Origin of the sequence: Streptomyces sp. NBC_00989 (assembly GCF_045162655.1) — a bacterium.
Taxonomy (GTDB): domain Bacteria; phylum Actinomycetota; class Actinomycetes; order Streptomycetales; family Streptomycetaceae; genus Streptomyces.
The window spans coordinates 6,111,781-6,128,731 of record NZ_CP108728.1; the positions used below are offsets into that span (position 1 = coordinate 6,111,781).

General features: G+C 70.8%; 11 protein-coding genes and 1 pseudogene. 7 read left to right on the forward strand and 5 right to left on the reverse strand.

The genetic code is table 11. The features are described from left to right. Positions 1-69 precede the first annotated feature (69 nt). A complete protein-coding gene (locus OG714_RS27060; RefSeq protein ID WP_406124761.1) occupies positions 70-1,512 on the reverse strand; it encodes an MFS transporter in 1,443 nt (480 codons plus the stop codon). Between the two features lie 306 nt (positions 1,513-1,818). Between OG714_RS27060 and OG714_RS27065 the strand changes: the two genes are divergently transcribed. Together OG714_RS27065 and OG714_RS27070 are read left to right on the forward strand one after the other, a co-directional pair. Continuing rightward, entirely contained in the window at positions 1,819-2,523 is a 705-nt protein-coding gene (locus OG714_RS27065; RefSeq protein ID WP_406124763.1) for a GntR family transcriptional regulator, read from the forward strand. 245 nt (positions 2,524-2,768) lie between these two features. Then, positions 2,769-5,603, forward strand: coding sequence for a PKD domain-containing protein (locus OG714_RS27070; RefSeq protein ID WP_406124765.1), 2,835 nt, complete (start codon positions 2,769-2,771; stop codon positions 5,601-5,603). Positions 5,604-5,721: 118 nt separating this feature from the next. On the opposite strand, the gene OG714_RS27075 is transcribed toward OG714_RS27070, so the two are convergent. Beyond that, the gene (locus tag OG714_RS27075) at positions 5,722-6,966 is read right to left on the reverse strand and encodes an IS110 family transposase (protein WP_405969036.1); all 1,245 of its coding nucleotides are present in this window, start codon (positions 6,964-6,966) and stop codon (positions 5,722-5,724) included. A gap of 365 nt (positions 6,967-7,331) precedes the next feature. Here OG714_RS27075 and OG714_RS27080 point away from each other — a divergent pair, with 365 nt between their 5' ends. The 5 genes and pseudogenes from OG714_RS27080 to OG714_RS27100 all read left to right on the forward strand — a co-directional run bounded on the left by OG714_RS27080 (position 7,332) and on the right by OG714_RS27100 (position 11,586). Next, complete coding sequence (locus OG714_RS27080) at positions 7,332-9,638, forward strand: YncE family protein (RefSeq protein WP_406124767.1); 2,307 nt, start codon at positions 7,332-7,334, stop codon at positions 9,636-9,638. Then, positions 9,635-10,114: an NUDIX domain-containing protein gene (locus OG714_RS27085; RefSeq protein ID WP_406124769.1), complete on the forward strand. Its 480-nt coding sequence runs from the start codon at positions 9,635-9,637 to the stop codon at positions 10,112-10,114. Before OG714_RS27080 ends, OG714_RS27085 begins: the two co-directional genes overlap by 4 nt. A 22-nt stretch (positions 10,115-10,136) precedes the next feature. Continuing rightward, a complete protein-coding gene (locus OG714_RS27090) occupies positions 10,137-10,724 on the forward strand; it encodes an NADPH-dependent FMN reductase (RefSeq protein ID WP_406124771.1) in 588 nt (195 codons plus the stop codon). Between the two features lie 32 nt (positions 10,725-10,756). Beyond that, positions 10,757-10,942, forward strand: a pseudogene (locus OG714_RS27095) (leucine-rich repeat domain-containing protein); the annotation flags it as partial. Between the two features lie 113 nt (positions 10,943-11,055). Beyond that, the gene (locus OG714_RS27100; protein ID WP_406124772.1) at positions 11,056-11,586 is read left to right on the forward strand and encodes an FtsX-like permease family protein; all 531 of its coding nucleotides are present in this window, start codon (positions 11,056-11,058) and stop codon (positions 11,584-11,586) included. Between the two features lie 13 nt (positions 11,587-11,599). Here the strand turns inward: OG714_RS27100 and OG714_RS27105 are convergent, their stop codons facing one another. From OG714_RS27105 to OG714_RS27115, 3 genes are all read right to left on the reverse strand, one after another. Beyond that, complete coding sequence (locus OG714_RS27105) at positions 11,600-13,279, reverse strand: carboxylesterase/lipase family protein (RefSeq protein ID WP_406124774.1); 1,680 nt, start codon at positions 13,277-13,279, stop codon at positions 11,600-11,602. A 158-nt stretch (positions 13,280-13,437) separates the two neighbouring features. After that, positions 13,438-14,382 carry an SGNH/GDSL hydrolase family protein gene (locus OG714_RS27110; protein WP_406124776.1) on the reverse strand — a complete coding sequence of 315 codons (945 nt, stop codon included), beginning with the start codon at positions 14,380-14,382 and terminating at the stop codon, positions 13,438-13,440. 210 nt (positions 14,383-14,592) lie between these two features. Next, positions 14,593-16,809: an MMPL family transporter gene (locus OG714_RS27115; RefSeq protein ID WP_406124777.1), complete on the reverse strand. Its 2,217-nt coding sequence runs from the start codon at positions 16,807-16,809 to the stop codon at positions 14,593-14,595. Between the last annotated feature and the right edge of the window lie 142 nt (positions 16,810-16,951).

A 16,951-nucleotide genomic window follows, 5' to 3' on the forward strand; every position in this document is an offset into this window, starting at 1 on the left:
GTTCGTCCTTTCCAGGGGGATGGGGTACGGCGGTGCGGGTGCCGGTGGTGCTGTTGCCGCCGGCCCCGGTCAGGCGTGGGTCGGGGTGGGGGCCGTCGTCTCGTTGACCTCTTCGAGCGTGCGGCTGCGGGTCTCAGGGGCGAACCGGGAGGCGATGACGAGCGCCGCGTACATCACCGCGACCATCCCGAAGACGCCCGCGAAGGAGAACCGGTCCCACAGCGCGACGGCGGCGAAGGGCATGACGGCTCCGGCGATGTTGCCGATGCCGTTGACGATGGAGGTGCCGCTGGCCCGGATCGGGGTCGGGTACAGCTCCGGGGACCAGACGGCGAGGGTGGTGTTGGTGAGCATGGTGAAGAACTGGAAGAGCGCGCCGAGGAGGAGGATCGCCGCGGTCTGGTGGGCGAACACCGCGAAGGCGACGGCGGTGAGGCAGCCCAGGCTGCCGGCCACGCCGATGACCGACCGCCTGCCGTAGCGGCCCGCGAGGAGTGCCGAGGCGCAGGCGCCCAGCAGCGAGCCGACGTTCATGATCATCGTGTAGAGCAGGCTGTCGGACAGGGTGTAGCCGCGCTCGGTCAGCAGCGTCGGCATCAGGAAGTTGAGGGTGACCTGGGCGCCGAACGCCATCCAGGACGCCGCGCCGATGGTGACCGTACGGGACAGGACCGAGGGGCCGAAGACCGCCGCCGGTGACGCCTTCACCTGCCGGGCGGGGATGTCCGCCTCGGTCAGTACGGGCGGGACGGACGCCGGTACGTGTTTCGGGTCGAGCCGGTCGCCGGTCAGCCGGGCCAGGGAGCGGTTGGCGTCGTCGACGCGTCCCTGGGAGAGGAGGAAGCGGGGGGTCTCCGGCAGGCGCCGTCGGTATACCACCACGATCAGGGCGGGCAGGGCGAGGAGGACGAACGTCCAGCGCCACACCAGGTGGTCGCCGCCGAGCGCGGGTGCGAGCGGTCCCAGGAGCAGGAGGAACAGGCCGTAGGAGAGGAAGTTGCCGACGCCGCCGGAGCCGACGTTGAGGATGGCGACGAGCGTTCCGCGGTGGCGGGTGGCGACCATCTCGCACAGCATCGCGATGCCGATGGTGAACTCGCCGCCCAGGCCGATCCCCACGATGAGCCGACTCGCCAGCAGGGTCGGGTAGTTCATCGCGACGGCGCTGAGCAGGCCGCCCAGGGTGTAGACGAGGAGATTGACGCTGAGCGAGGTGCGGCGGCCGTGGCGGTCGGCGATCCAGCCGCCCGCGAACCGGCCGATCAGGCCGCCGATCACGGTGAAGCTGTTGATCGCGGTCAGTTCGTTGTTGCCGATGTGCAGGGACGACTTGATGAGGCTGCCCATCGCCCCCACGGAGTTCTGCTCCAGGGTGTCGAAGAACATCCCGGCCAGGATGATCATGAGCACCCAGAACTGGGCCCGGGTGAAGCCGGCTTCGTCGAGAGCCCGCGCGAGGGTGTTGGTGGCGGGGCGCGCCGGGGACGGCGCGGAGACCTGGGACGCACTCATGCGGCACCTGCCGGGGATGCCTCGGGTGCCTGGAGCGCCTGGGGTGCGGTCGTTGTCGTGATCTTCAGGGGACTTGGTGCGGTGCGATCCATGAGTGCCTCCGTCAACCAGTGAGTGCTATTGGTATACCAACGGCGGTCCGGCGGCTACAGGGCTGCGATGTTAACTCGACGTAAGGGATGGGCTGTTCAGATTCCATGCCTGTAAAAACACCAGGTGGGAGCGGCTGTTGAGTGCGCCCGTGCGACGTGGAGATCGACCACGGGGCTTGGTGGCCCGAGCGGAGCCTCGGCTATCTTGTATGCCATGTCACTCACGGACTCCTCCGGCTCCGACGGCCGCTCGCTGGTCCACAAGGTCTACGAGTACCTGCGGGACGGCATCATCGAAGGCGAACTGCCGCCGGGCACGCGGCTGTTGGAGCGCGAGCTGTCGGAACGCCTCGACGTCTCCCGGATCCCGATCCGCGAGGCCCTGCCCCAGCTCGAAGCCGAGGGGCTGATCACGACGCTGCCCCGGCGCGGATCGATGGTCACGCAGCTGACCCTGCGCGACATCGACGAGCTGTTCAGCGTGCGCACGAGCCTCGAAGTGCTCGCCGCGCGGCTCGCGAGCGGGCAGGCGGCCGAGCGCGCCTCCGCGCTGCTCTCACCCGCCTTCGCCCGCGCCGAACTCGCCACGGACGAAGGCCGGCAGCCCGAGATCGCCGCCGCCAACGCCGCCTTCCACGAGGCGATCGTGCGGCTGTCGGGAAGCCGCCTGCTCAACTCGATGATGGCGCCCATCAGCGCCCGCGTCCGCTGGCTGTTCCGCCTCACCTCCGACCGCGATCCGGGCATCCTGTGCACCGAACACCGCGAGCTCTACGAGGCGATCTGCGCCGGCGACACCGAACTCGCCGCCTCGCTCGCCTTCGTCCACGTGGAACGGGGGCGCCGGCCGTCCCTGGAGTCCCTGGCCGGGGTGCTGCCGGCCGGGATCGACCCTGCCGAGGAGGACGGGCTGGGGTGACGGGTCCGGTCCCCTCCGCACCCCGGAACGGTCAATACCCGTTGATGGACCGGTTTTCGTGGCCCCTGCTTTGATCAAACACCGCGCAAACTTTCGAGCCGTCGACGAACCGGTGCCCATCCATCGGCATCCGCTGTCCCAAAGTGACCTATTCTCCCGTCAGTTCCAGCGCACACCTGACTGGATCGCACAGGCCGTGCGCGCCGCCTTCCGACGCCTTCGCCGGCCCGGAGGGGGAAAAGTTCATGGGGCGAAGACAACCGCTGGTGTCGACCGCGGCCCTGGCTGTCCTGTTCGTCAGCTGCCTCGGATCGGGCGTGGCCCACGCGGACACCGTCGCCGGTACGGCGTTCCACGTCGACGACGCGGCCACCGGCTGCAGCGACACCGGTCCCGGTTCGGCGGCCGAGCCCTTCTGCCAGATCCAGCCGGCCGCGGACGCCGCCGCTCCCGGTGACACCGTGTACGTCGCGGGCCGCAACACGGCCTACGCACCGGTGACCATCAGGTCCGCCGGCACCGCGGACGCACCCGTCACCTTCCTCTCCGCACCCGGCGACGGATCGGCGGTCACCGTCGTGGGCAAGGGCACGACGGCGGTCACCTTCTCCGGCGCCCAGTACGTCGACCTGGCCGGGATATGGGCAAGGACCTCCGGTACGACCGCCCTCGCCGTCACCGGCTCGCAGCACATCACCTACCGCGTCGCGGTGCTGCAGAGCACCCTGGTCGACGGCACCACCCCGGTCATCGCGGTCGACGGGTCCTCCTCCGGCATCTCGCTCGCCCGCCTCCATGTCAGCCAGCCGCACGGGCCCGACTTCCGCAGTGCGGCCGGCGCGCGGGACATCACGCTCGCCGGCGACTCCTTCCAGGTCGGCGGTGTCCTCGCCGATGGCACCACGGGGATCGACCTCGCGGGCGACACCGTCGCGACGGACTGCGCCGACGGGGTCAGCCTGACCGACGGCAGTTCCGGGTCGGTGGAGAACACGGTCGTGCTGCCCTACGGCACCACGACGTGCACCGGCACCCACGCCGGGATCACGGTGGACGCCGCCTCCGCCCCGCAGGTCACCGCGGACTACAACGCCCTCAACCCGTCCTCGGCCGGAACCGACTACGACTGGGCCGGCACCGCGTACGCCACCGCGCAGGCGTTCCGGGCGGGCACCGGACAGGGCACCCACGACCTGGACCAGACGGACCTGACGCTCGCCGGGCTCGGGCTTCCCGCCGAGCACTCACCGCTCGTCGACTCGGCCGACACCGACGCTCCCGGTGAGCTGTCCACGGACATCGACGGCCATGCCCGCGTCGACGACCCGCTGGTCCCGGACACCGGTATCGGCCACGACGACCGCGGCGCCACGGAGTTCCAGGACCCGCTCACCGTGAACGGGATCAAGATGGGCCGCGGATACGTCGGTGTTCCGGTCACCGCCACCGCGCAGGTGAGCAATCCGTGGTCGGACTCGACGACCGGGTTCACGTACGCCTTCGACTTCGGCGGCACCACCGTCACCTCCACCACCGGCTCGGCCACGCACACCTACACCCAGGCCACCGGGATCGGCGGGGTCCAGGTCGCGGTGGTGGTCGACAGGGCCGACGGCACGCGGGTCGGTGCCGCCGACATCTGGGCCTTGGTCGATCCCGCACCGGACCTCACCTCGACCGTCGGCTGTGCGACGAGCCCCTCGGCGCCGGACACCGCGAGCTGCTCCTACGACGTCGGCTTCGATCCGTACGCGGTCACCGGCGACCGGATCACCTACGGCGACGGCTCGACGGCCGTCTCCGTCACCGCCCTCAGCGACACGCTGAAGCACACCTACGCGGCCCCGGGCACGTACACCGTCACGCAGACGATCACCGACTCCGGCGGGCGGACCACCACCACGACCGGCAAGGCGACGGTCGGCGCGGCCTTCGTCTCCGCCGGCCCCGAGCGACTGCTGGACACCCGCGACGGAACGGGCGCGGCCAAGCGACCGGTCGGCCCCGGCGGTGTGGTCCGGCTGAAGGTCCTCGGCGTGGGCGGCATCCCGGCGTCCAGGGTGACGGGGGTGACCCTGAACATCACCGACGCGGGAGCCACCGCCGCCGGCTATGTGACGGTCTACCCGGACGGCACCACCCGCCCGAACGCCTCGAACCTCAACTTCCAGGCGGGACAGGACAATCCGAACCTCGTCACCGTCCGGGTGGGCACCGACGGCTACATCGACCTCTACAACGCGCACGGCGATGTGAACCTCATCGCCGACCTCGCGGGGTACTACACCACCGCGACCGGCCTCGAACAGGACATGTCCGCCCTGGCCACGGTGACCCCGACCCGGGTGCTGGACACCCGCTCCGGCATCGGGGCGCCCAAGGGCGCGGTGGGGCCCGGCAGTACCACGACCATCACCCTGCCCAAGTACACCCAGGGCGGGGCGACCGACGGTGCCGTCCTCAACGTCACCGTGACCGGAGGCACCAGCAGCGGCTACATCACCGTCGCCTGCGACGGCCCCAACCCGCCGACCACGTCCACTCTCAACTACCGGGCCGGACAGACCGCCTCCAACCTGGCCGCCCCCTGCGCGTACTCCGGCACGTTCCACATCTACAACAGCGCCGGGCACGTCCACCTGATCGCCGACCTCCAAGGGGTGTACACCAACGACCTGGCGAACTCGGGCGACGACCCGGACGCCCCCCGCGGCGGCCCCTTCGTGGGAACCACGCCCACCCGCTTCCTCGACACCCGCGCCGGCCTCGGCGCACCGGACAAGTCGCTGGGCGCGGGCGGCACCCTCACCGTGAAGGTCGCCGGTGTCGACGGGGTCCCGGCAGGCGCCTCCGCCGTGCTGGTCAACCTGACCGGCGTCACTCCGACCGTCAACACCCACCTGACCGCCTACGGCGACGGCAGCCTGCCGAACGTGTCCAACGACAACCTGACGGCAGGCCAGACCCGGCCGATCCTCGCCGTGGTTCCCGTCGGAGCCGACGGCTCCATCCGCATCCACAACGCGCTCGGCTCGGTCGACGTCGTCGCCGACCTGGAGGGCTACTTCGGAGCCTCGTAGTACGATCCGCGCAGAATTCCGTGTCTCTGACGCGTAAATAGCAGCAGGTCAGGGTGGGTGTAGGCAGGGCTGGGTGCCCGGTGGCCGTGGTGGCGCCGGGTGCCGTGGCTCGGGTCGGTCAGGCTGTGCCTTCCAGCGGGTTGAGGGTGACGGTGTAGCCGAGCTGGTTGAGCGCGTTGATCGCGCGGTGGGTGGCGCGTTCGGGGTCGCGCCGGGCGAAGTAGGTGCCGCCGAGTTCGCAGTAGGGGACGTTGTCGGTGAGCATGTGCCAGATTGCGGTGATGATCGAGTGCTCGACGGCGACCAGGGCCCGGAGCGGACCGCGGCGGGCGGTCAGGCGTTTGTACCGGGCCTGCAGGTAGGTGTCCTTGGTCCTCACGGCGCCGAACGCGGCGAGGCCGAGGGCGCCTTTGAGATACGGGTTGCCGGGCCGGACCCTGGTGTTCTTGGTGCGGCCGGCGGACTCGTGGTGGCCGGGGCAGACCCCGGCCCAGGAGGCGAGGTGCTTGGCGGAGGCGAACCGGCTCATGTCGCTGCCGGTCTCCGCGATGATCACCTCGGCGACGGCCCGGTTGATCCCGGGGACGGTGTCCAGGAGGTCGAGTGCGGGACGAAAGGGGGCCATCGCCTCCTCGATCCGCTGGTCCAGCTGCCGGATCGCGTCGGTGAGCTGGTCGTAGTGGTCCAGGTGCAGCCGGGTCAGGAACGCGTGGTGGGCGCGGAAGCGCCCGGTCAGGGCCTCGGTGAGCTCGGGGATCTTGTTGCGGAGCTTGCGCCTGGCCAGCTGGGCGAGGACCTGCGGGTCGCGTTCCCCGGAGGTCAACGCCTCCAGCATGGCGCGGCCGGAGACGCCCATGATGTCGGAGGCGACCGCGGACAGTTTGATCCCGGTGTCCTCCAGCAGTTTCTCCAGGCGCTGCACGATCTGTCCGCGCTCGCGGGTCATCTGGGTGCGGGCCCGGGTCAGGTCCCGTAGTTCGCGCACCGGTTGGGGTGGCACGAAGGAGGGGCGGACCAGTCCGTGGGCGCCGAGCTGGGCCAGCCAGGCGGCGTCGGAAACGTCGGTCTTGCGGCCTGGCAGGTTCTTGACCTGCCGGGCGTTGACCAGGATCACGTTCAGGCCCTCGGTCAGCACGTAGTAGAACGGTTTCCAGTAGTCCGAGGTCGCCTCGATCACCACCAGCGTGACCCGTGCGGCGAGCAGATGGTCCCGCAGTTCCAGGACCGCGTTCGTCGTCGATCCCCACGTCGTGGTCTCGGTCGTGAAGGACCCCCGCCGCTTCGAACTCGGGGTGCGGACGCACGCTTTGGCGTCCTTCTTGCTGATGTCGAGGCCGGCACAGCGTTCGTGCAGCACGTCCACGGTCTTGCCCCCTCCCTCGCCGGACGGCCGGTTACGCCGTTCCGGGAGGGCCAGGGCGAATCAGGAATTCTGACGCACGTGCTCACAGCAACACTCCACGGTTCCCGTGGTCGGCCCCCAGCACCACGCTGACCTGCGAGCTCACCGGCATCACAGAAGCATCGGTTTCGGCCGGAACGAACTCTGCCAGCGTCCCGGACCGATACCAGCGCCGTCAGGGCAGACAGAAGCACCTCCAGCGCGCCACGGGATTTACCACGCCCCCGGCGCGCACCGAAGGTGCGCTGAGTCGCTGACCTGAGGTTTCGCGCCCCGGCCGCCTTCGAGCCGCCGGGGCCCCAATGTGTGCGTCCGGGGGGACCTGCATGAAGACGGGGCGTTTTTCGTCGCTCGCCGTTGCGGCGACGGTGTTGGGGCTGACGGGTGTGATCGTCCCGGGGGCGGGCGACTCGTTCGCGGCGTCGGGGGTGTCGTTGCCGATCGCGGGCTTCTCGCATCTCTTGGTGGACGCCGCTCACGGGCATCTCATCCTCAGCGGGGGCGCCGGCACGGACGGCATCCTCGTGACGGATCTCGACGGGGGCGACCCGACGACGCTCGAAGGGGAGCCCGGTGCCACGGGGTTGGCGCTGTCGGACGACGGTTCCACGGTCTACGCGGCGCTGCCCGACCAGGACGCGATTGTCGCGATCGACACCAACACCCTGACGGAGACGGCCCGTTACGGCACCGGCGCGGGTACGCGTCCCGACTCGCTGGCCGTGGCCGGGGGCACGCTCTGGTTCGGTTACGGGGGAGCGGGTGCCGGTGGCATCGGGTCGGTGGACGCGACCGGGGCGGTGAAGACGGCGCGGGATTCCGGCAGTTGGGACGGCTCCCCGCTGCTGGCGACCACTCCGACGTCGTCCGGCACGCTCGTCGCGGCCGCGCAGACGGGAGACAGTTCCGCGTTCGTCACGTACCGGGTCGCGGACGGTGGGCTGACCCGGCAGGCGGCCCGGGCGCTGCCCGTCCCCGATCTCACCGACTTCGCGGTGACGGCCGACGGGCAGGACGTGGCCGTCACGTCGTGGCGGACTCCGAGCGCGAACAGGTTCCGCGTCTCCGACCTGGCCGCGGACGGCCGCTTCGCCGACCCGCTGGCGGCGCGCGCGGTGGCCGTCGCGCCCGACGGGACGCTGGCGGGATGCGGTTGCGACGGCGATGAGTTCAGGGCCGTGCCGGTGACCGGGTCGGGCTTCTACGGCAGCCACGTGATCGACTCTCCGCTACGACTGGCCGCCCACGGTCTCGCCTGGGCCCCGGACGAGAGCCGCCTCTACGGCGTCGCCGTGGACGCCGACGGAGGAAGCCCGACGCTGGAGGTGGCCAAGGCCCCGGAGACGGCCGCGGTCCGGCTCAACGGAAGCGCCACCACGCCACTCGCCCCAGGCGAGCCCGTCTCCCTCAACGTCTCCTTCGACTCCTCCCTGTCCCCGACCGGGACCGACCACGGCCAACTCCCCGGCTCCGTACGGATCCTGCGCTACGACGGCACCCATCCGGACGGCGTCGCCGTGACCGACGCGACCAGGCTTCCGGCGAACGCGGTCAACCCCTTCGGCGGGTACGGCATCCACGACACCGCCCCGCTCACCGGCACCCTGAGCTACCGCGTCGACTACTCCGGCGCCGGCCACTACGCCCCGGCCACCCGGACCTTCGACATCCCCCTCGCGAAGTACGCGCCGACGACGACGCTGTCGGCGCCCACCACCGGCAACCGTGCCGCGCCGCTCACCGTCACCGGTCAACTCACCTGGCCCCACGCCCACTTGACGACCGGCGCGGTCCACGTGGTCAAGAAGGACCTGGCGCATCCGTCCGGCTACGCCCTCCCCGCCGTCCCGGTCGCCGCCGACGGCAGGTTCTCCTTCCGCGACGCACCGCAGGTCGGAAGCACGAACACCTACACCGTCACGTACGACGGCGGCACGGCCTACCTCCCGGTGACGGCGTCGGCCAACGTCCAGGTGTCCAGGGCGACTTCGGCGCTGAGCGTCACGACCGACGCGGCGTCCTACCGTTCCGGTGCGACGGCCAAGGTCACCGCGCATCTGGGGACGACGTACAACTCCCGTGCCGTGACGCTCTATGCCCAGCCCGCGGGCCAGTCCCGCACCCAGCTCAAGAGCGGGCACGTCGACTCGTCCGGCAACCTGGTCGCGTACGACAAGATCGGTCGCGACACCACGTTCACCGCGGTCTTCGCGGGCGACTACCGGTATGCCCCACGGACCGTGACGCACGCCGTGACGCTCACGCCGGCCGTGCGGACCGAGCTGCAATGGCCGCTCGCGACCACCCGGATCGGGTCGACGACGTATCAGGTCCTCTACAAGTCGGAAGTGAACATGGGCCTCAGCCTCAAGGTCACTCCCCACCAGGCCACCGGATGCATGTCGGTGTCCGTGGAGCGCTACACCTCGGGGGCGTGGCATCCCAGCACCTCGCAGCGCTGCGTGCCGCTGTACTCCGACGGCTCGTACGGCTATAGCCGCGCCCTGAAACTCTTCGCGGACAACGGCCGTTACCGCCTGCGCGGCCACTACACCCCACCGACCACGGGCGCTCAGACCGGCGCCGCGTGGAGCGGCTGGGTGTATCTCACGGTCCGGCCGGGCCGGCCATGAATCCTGCCCTCCAGCCCGCCTGCTCCTCCATGACCCTCCTGGTCGCGGCCGTCATCGTCCACGACAGGGCCGCGGGTCGCGTCCTTCTCCTCCAGCGTGGTGAGAAGGCCAAGTTCGGGTGCGGGATGTGGGACCTCCCCGTCGGCAAGAACGAACCCGGCGAGCCCATCACCGAGACCGCCGTGCGCGAGCTGTACGAGGAGACCGGGGTCGTCGTGGACGCGGCCTCGCTGAAGGTCGTGCATGTCGTCCATGCCTCCCTCGGTGTCGAGGCGCCGAGTGGATTCCTCACGGTCGTCTTCGCCGCCGACGAGTGGACCGGCGAGGCCGAGAACCGCGAGCCCCTCAAGCACGCGCAGGTCCGCTGGGTCCAAGTCGAGGCCGTACCCGAGGAGTTCGTCAGGGGCAATGGGCTGGCGCTCCGGCAGTACCTCGACGGCGTCGAACCGCAGGTGTCCGTGCACGGGTGGGCGTGAGCGCCGGGAGTAGCTTGTGCGGATGTCCACGTCACCGGTGATCCTGTTGCTGTCGGGGAGCCTGCGGGCCGGTTCCTCCAACGAGGCCGTGCTGCGCACCGCTTGTGCCGTGGCGCCGGACGCGCGGGTGGACGCCGTGCTCTACGACGGTCTCGCCGGGCTTCCGCACTTCAACCCCGATGACGACACCGACCCGTTGCCCGCGCCCGTGGCCGCGCTGCGGGCGGCGATCGACCGGGCGGCCGGGATCCTGATCTGCACCCCGGAGTACGCGGGCACCCTGCCGGGCTCGTTCAAGAACCTCCTGGACTGGACGGTCGGCGGCACCGAGATCTGCGACAAGCCGGTGGCCTGGGTCAACGCGGCGGCACCGGGGCGGGGTGGGGGCGCGGAGACCACGTTGCGGACGGTCCTGGGCTACACCGGCGCCGACGTCGTGGAGGCGGCCTGCGTGAGGATCCCGGTGGACCGGGGGATGCGCGGCGCGGACGGGCTCATCGCCGATGCGGGGGTACGTCGGCAACTCGGCGGAGTGCTGGGCCTGTTGGCGGCGTCCGGTGAGCGGTCAGGACCAACGGGGCAACGGGGCAAGGGCGACTCCGACCACTGACACGACGTACCCCAGGAGAGGCAGACCGGACCGTGCCGCACGTACTGAACCTATGGCGCCAACAGCTGGGAAAAGTACCCGAGTCGGTCTGGCGACGCACCGAACTCCAGGTCCTCATCCTCGCGGACAACGGACTCACCGACCTCCCGCCCGGGATCGGTCGACTCCACGGCCTGACCACCCTCGACCTCGGTCACAACCACCTCACCGCGGTACCCGACGAACTCGGCACCCTGACCGACCTCGACGCCTTCCTCTACCTCCACGACAACGCGCTGTCCGAACTCCCGGCCACCCTCGGGAACTTCGGGAGGGCGCACAGTCCGCCGTCGTGGTGGTCGAGCACCAGCGGCAGGTGGCCGCGGTCACCAAGTCCCTCCAGGACAAGGGGTTTTCGGCCTCGGCGGTCTCCGACCGGGTCCGCAACCTGCCCGGTCTGTTCGGCGCGGCGGATCTCGCGATGGGTGTCGGTGTGCTGGTCCTGGCGCTCGGCGCCCTCGCGCTCGGTGCCGTGCGGGCGGCGGACAGCGCGCGGGCACGGATCGGCCAGTTCGCCGTCCTGCGGATCCTCGGTTCCGAACGGCCCGAACTGCGCCGGATCCTGCTCGGCGAAGCCGTGCTGTCCGGCGGGGTGGCGGGAGTGCTCGGCGCGGTCGTCGGCACGGTGCTGTCCGCGTCGCTGGCCGGCCCGCTCAGCGAGGTGCTCGGCCTGCCCATCACCGTCATGGACGCCCTGCCCGGCCCGGCCTGGGCCGGAGCGGCGCTGCTGCTGCCCGCTGCCGGCCTGGCCGTCGGCACGCTCGTCGGCAGCCGGGAGGTCCTCCGCCGGGACCCCTATCTCACCGCGCGAGCGCACAGTTGACGCGACTCGGCGCTCAGTACTCCGTCGTCTGCGCCTCCAAGTACCCCTTCAAGAACGCGTACTTGGCCGCACTGTCCGCCGCGGCCAACGGCGCGAAGTGGTCGCCCAGTTCCATCGACACCGGCTTCGACGTGCGCAACGCCGGCCACACCGGCAGGCCGTGGCCGTTCGGATTGCCCGTCGCCGCGAAGTTCGCGACGTACGACGACGTCGTGTCGGCGATCGCGTGGTCCGCGGCCGTCCACGGACGGTCCGTGCCGTACAGGTTGCCGAAGAGGTAGTACTTCTCGGCACCGTGGTACGCGCCCGCGCCGTCCGCCGGTTCGATCGGGTTGGTGGTGTCCTGGCCCGGGGGGACATGGGTCCACCAATAGGTGTAGACCGGGCTGCGGTTGGCGGCCGTGACCCGGAACTGGGTGCCCCAGAGGAACGTGGAGACGCGTTCCTCGTCGCGGGCGTAGTTGTTGTACTGCGCTGCCGCCTCCGTGTCCGTCGTCGCGGGGTAGAGGGCGAGGAAGTCGGCCGCCCGGTCCCCGAACGTCGTCGCCGCGAACGCCTCGTACGCCGCGACCGTCATCGTCAGCGTCGGTGAAGCGCCGTTCTCGTCCTTGTTGTTGCCGGTGAGGACCGGGACGTCGTACTCGGTACGGGACTTCATCGCGGCCGTGTACGTCCTCGGCAGGACGTAGCCGTCCAGTACGTTGCCGAAGTTCGTGCCCGCCGCCGGGGCGCCCTGCGCGTACACCTTGGTCACGATCTCGTCGGCCGTCAGCGCGCGCAGGTCCGACAACGTGGACGCGCCCATGTACGTCGCGAACGCCGTGCCGTTGGCCTCCGCCGCCGCCAACCGCGCGTAGCCGCCCGCCACATGACCCAGCGCCGGGTCCTTGGTGTACTGCACGCCCGCCGACAGCACGGCCCGGTGGAACAGGCCCCGTGCCAGCTTCGAGATCATCAGGATGTTCACGAACGACGAACCGTGCGACCACCCCGCCAGCGTCACCCGCTCCGGATCGCCCCCGAACGCGGCGATGTTGCGGCGGATCCACTTCAGCGCCGCCACCGTGTCCTGCACACCCCAGTTCCCGGAACCACCGTGCCCGCCCTCCGAACTCAGCGCCGGATGCGCGAGGTTGCCGAAGGCGCCGACCCGGTGGTTGTACGTCACCACCACCGCGCCCTTGGCCACCAGGTTCGCCCCGTCGTACACCGGCTGCGAGGCCCACATGGCGCTGTTGCGGCCGCCGTAGATCCAGACGAGGACCGGGCGGAGGTCGCGCCCGGCGGGTGAACTGCCCGTCCCTGTCCAGATGTTGAGGTTGAGGCAGTCCTCGCTCAGCGGGGGCACCTTGTCGGCGGCGATGCCCGTGACCGGCTGGGGGCAGGCGGCGCCCCAGGTGTCGGCCCTGCGGACGCCCTGCCAGGAGGCGGGGGGTCGCGGGGCGCGCCAGCGGTTCTCGCCGGCCGTGGAGGCGGCGTAGGGGATGCCCTTGTAGACGGTGACGCCGGGGAGGGCGGCGGGGACGCCCGTGACCAGGCCGGACTGGGTTCTCACCCGGCGGCTCGCGTCGCTGCGCGGGGTGGCTGATGCCGGGGCGGGGGTCAGGGTGCTCAGCAGGGCCGCGCCGGCCGTGACACCTGCCGTACGGCCGAGGAAGTCGCGGCGGCCGGCACCGGTGGGGGAGGAGTTCACTGTGTCTCCCGATCACTTGAGGACGAGTCGCCTCATGCTGTGCCGGGCCGGCCGGGACGGCCTAGCGAGTTGCCGTGACTCACAGTGTCCACGGGTGCAACTTAGGTTGCGGACTCACGGGTTGACACATCAGATCGTGAACGACCGCCCTGCCGCGCCTACTTGATCGTGCTCAGCACCGCGTCCGCCATGCCCCGCTCACCCCGCGCGTTCGGGTGCACCGGCGCCGCCGGGCTCTCCGGTACGAGCGGTTCGATCCAGCGGGTGTCCTTCGCCGCGCAGGCGTTGTGGTCCGCGGAGGGCGTGTACGTGTCGACGTAGCCGGCTCCCGCCGCCGAAGCCCGCTTCCGCAGCATGGAGTTGAGCTGTTGTTCCTTCTCGCGGAGGAAGGTCACGTCACCCGGTGCGAGGGACATCTCCCGGCCGCAGTCGGCGCTGTCGGCCGGCAGGATCGCCGGGTAAGAGACGACGTAGACCCGGGCCTCGGGAGCGCGCCGCCTGACCTCGTCCAGGACCCGGGTGAGCCGGGTGCCCGCCGTGGCGATCTTCTTCTGTACGGCGTCCGAGTCGCCCGTGACGTAGTTGCGTTCGCAGGGCGCGTCCTCGTCGACGTACTTGCCGCTGCCCGTCATCTCGTACAGCGCGCCCATCGCCACGCACCGTTTGATCATCGAGCTGAAGTCGATGTCGTTGCCGCCGATCCCCACGGTGACCAGCCGGGTGGTGGACGAAAGTGCCCTGAGCTGCGGGGAGTTGGTGCCGTCGTCCGTCTTCTGTGCTGCCGTGAGGTCGGCGGTCGTGGCGCCGCTGCAACTCACGTCGCGGAAGTCCCCGTCCTTCAGGCCGAGTTCGGCGGCCACCAGCGCCGGGTAGTTGCCGGCGGAGCGGTCGCAGCCGGCGGGGGTGCCGGTGGGGTCCGTGACGCCGGGGGCGGCGGTGTAGGAGTCGCCGATGGCCACGTACGGGCCCTTCGTCGGGGACGAGTAGGCGATGCCGGTGTGGCCGTCGCCGGTGCCGTCGCCGTCGCGGGTGACCAGGACGACGGTGAGCAGCGTGCCGCAGGCGAGGAGCCCGGCCACTCCGGCCTGTACGGAGGTTTTCATCGAAGTGCCCTCTCTGGTGGGCGTGTTGATGACGTGGCGTGACGTGTTGGTGGCTGGGTGACTTGGTGAGGTGTGGACGTCCGCGGGCCCGGCGACGGGCGGGGGGAGTGCCCCGTCGCCGGGCCCGGGACTTGCGCCGGTCCCCGTCCCCACGGGATCCGGCACCGCGAGGCCGCCTCCGCTCTCGGCGGCCCCGGTCTGGGCGATCCCTTACGGGACCGGTGTGAGGGGAGCCGCTGGAGTGCCGGCGGTCGGCGCCGGGACCTTGCGGCTCAGGGCCTCGCCCTCGACGTCCATGCGGGGGAGGATCCGGTCCAGCCAACGCGGCAGGTACCAGGCCTTGTTGCCCAGGAGGGAGAGGACTGCGGGCACGATCGCCATCCGGACCACGAACGCGTCGAACAGCACCGCGATGGCCAGCCCGAAGCCGATCATCTTGATCATCGAGGCGCCCGCGCCGATGAAGCCCGAGAACACCGCCATCATGATCAGCGCGGCCGCCACGACCACCCGGGCGCTGTGCCGGAACCCGGAGACGATCGCCTGCCCGGGCCCGTCCCCGTGGACGTACGCCTCGCGCATCCGGGAGACGAGGAACACCTCGTAGTCCATGGCGAGGCCGAAGACGATGCCCACCAGGAAGATCGGCATCAGGCTCATGATCGGGCCGGTCTGATCGACGCCCAACAGCGAGGCCCCGTGGCCCTGTTGGAAGACGGCGACGACCGCGCCGAGCGCCGCGAGGACCGAGAGCAGGAAGCCGAGCGCCGCCTTCAGGGGCACGAGCAGTGAGCGGAAGACCAGGAGCAGGAGGACGATCGCCAGGCCAACCACCAGCGCCAGGTACGGGATCAGCGCGTCCTGCACCTTCTGCGCCACGTCGATGTTCAGCGCGGTGGTACCGGTGACCTCGAAGCTCGCGCCCGCGTCGGCGGCGATGGCCGGCCGTTCGTCGCGGATCGTCTGGACGAGCTGCTTCGTCTTCTCGTCGGTGGGGCTGGTGGCGGGAGTCGCGCTGAACACCGCTGTGTCGCCTGCCGAGTTGAAGCGCGCCGGTGAGACGGAGACGACTCCGTCGGTGGCCGCGATCTCCTTCGAGATCGTCGCTACGGCGCTCTTCGCGTCGTCCGCCTTCTTCGCGTCCACGACGATGGTGAGGGGGCCGTTGAAGCCGGGGCCGAAGCCCTGGGCGAGGTCGTCGTAGGCGCGGCGTTCGGTGGTGGCCGTGGACTTGGCCTCGTCGCCGGGCATGCCGAGCTGGAGGTTGAGGGCGGGCAGAGCCATCGCGCCGAGTCCTACGACGCCGAGCATCAGGACGGGGATCGGGCGGCGGACGACGAGCCGGGCCCAACGGCTGCCGCCGTTCTCGCCGTTGGCCTGGTCCTTGCCCCGATGCGCCTTGTTCTTGCGGTCGCGGCGGGAGAGGACGGCGTTCGGCCAGAAGCCGAGGAGCGCCGGGACCAGGGTGAGGGAGATCAGGACCGACAGGAGGACCGCGCCCGCCGCCGCGAGGCCCATCTTCGTCAGCATCGGGATGCCGACCACCGACAGACCGGCCAGCGCGATGACAACGGTCAGCCCGGCGAACACCACGGCCGAACCCGCCGTACCGGCAGCCAGTCCGGCTGCTTCGCGCGGTGCGTGGCCCTTCTCGCGTTCCTCCCGATAGCGGGAGACGACGAAGAGCGCGTAGTCGATACCGCAGGCGAGGCCGAGCATCGTGGCCAGGGTGCCCGTGGTCTCGGAGAGGCCGAAGGCGCTGCCCAGGGCGAGGACGGCGGACATGCTGATGCCGACGCCGAGGATCGCGGTGAGGAGGGGCAGGCCGGCCGCGGCCAGCGAACCGAAGGTGATGAGCAGGACCACGGCGGCTATCGCGATGCCGATCGCCTCCGCGCTGCCGCCCGCCGCGGGCTGGGTCGCGAGGGCGTCGCCGCCGACCTCGACGGTCAGGCCCGCCTTCTGGGCCGTGTCGATGGCCCGTTCCAGGTGGGTCTTGGCGGCGCCGGTGAGGTCGTCGGCCTTCACCTTGAAGGTGACGGTGGAGTAGGCGGTCGACGCGTCCTCGCTCACCGCCTGCGCGGCGAACGGGTCGACGGCGGAGGCGACTTGGGAACCGTCGGCCGCCTCCGTGACCAGCTTCTCGATCGCCGCCTTGTTCTCGGTCGCGGTGACCTTCTCGCCGTTCGGGGCGACGAAGACGATCCGGGCGCTCGCGCCGTCCGCCGCGGTGCCGGGGAAGCGCTGCTCCAGCAGGTCGAAGGCGCGCTGCGACTCGATGCCGGGCATCGTGAAGCCGTCGTCCGGGGCGGCGGGGGCCTTGGCGGCGGCGAATCCGACGGCGCCGAGGACCGCCACCCACAACAGGGTGACGAACCAGCGCCACCGGAAGGCCACGCGGCCCAAGCGATAAAGGAGAGTAGCCATGGCTGGGGAAGGCCTCCGTGTCGGCGGTCGGTCGAGATCCGGATCGCGTTCGGGATCGAGTGCGTGATCGTGGTCTCAAGCCTTCCGGCGGCGGCCCTGCGGCACGAGGGAGTGCCCTCCCGAATGGATGGTGTAGCCCGCT

Coding starts and splice junctions, on each gene's coding strand:
- OG714_RS27060 (WP_406124761.1), bottom strand. CDS start 1,512: ATGAGTGCGTCCCAGGTCTCCGCGCCGTCCCCGGCGCGCCCCGCCACC.
- OG714_RS27065 (WP_406124763.1), top strand. CDS start 1,819: ATGTCACTCACGGACTCCTCCGGCTCCGACGGCCGCTCGCTGGTCCAC.
- OG714_RS27070 (WP_406124765.1), top strand. CDS start 2,769: ATGGGGCGAAGACAACCGCTGGTGTCGACCGCGGCCCTGGCTGTCCTG.
- OG714_RS27080 (WP_406124767.1), top strand. CDS start 7,332: ATGAAGACGGGGCGTTTTTCGTCGCTCGCCGTTGCGGCGACGGTGTTG.
- OG714_RS27085 (WP_406124769.1), top strand. CDS start 9,635: ATGAATCCTGCCCTCCAGCCCGCCTGCTCCTCCATGACCCTCCTGGTC.
- OG714_RS27090 (WP_406124771.1), top strand. CDS start 10,137: ATGTCCACGTCACCGGTGATCCTGTTGCTGTCGGGGAGCCTGCGGGCC.
- OG714_RS27110 (WP_406124776.1), bottom strand. CDS start 14,382: ATGAAAACCTCCGTACAGGCCGGAGTGGCCGGGCTCCTCGCCTGCGGC.
- OG714_RS27115 (WP_406124777.1), bottom strand. CDS start 16,809: ATGGCTACTCTCCTTTATCGCTTGGGCCGCGTGGCCTTCCGGTGGCGC.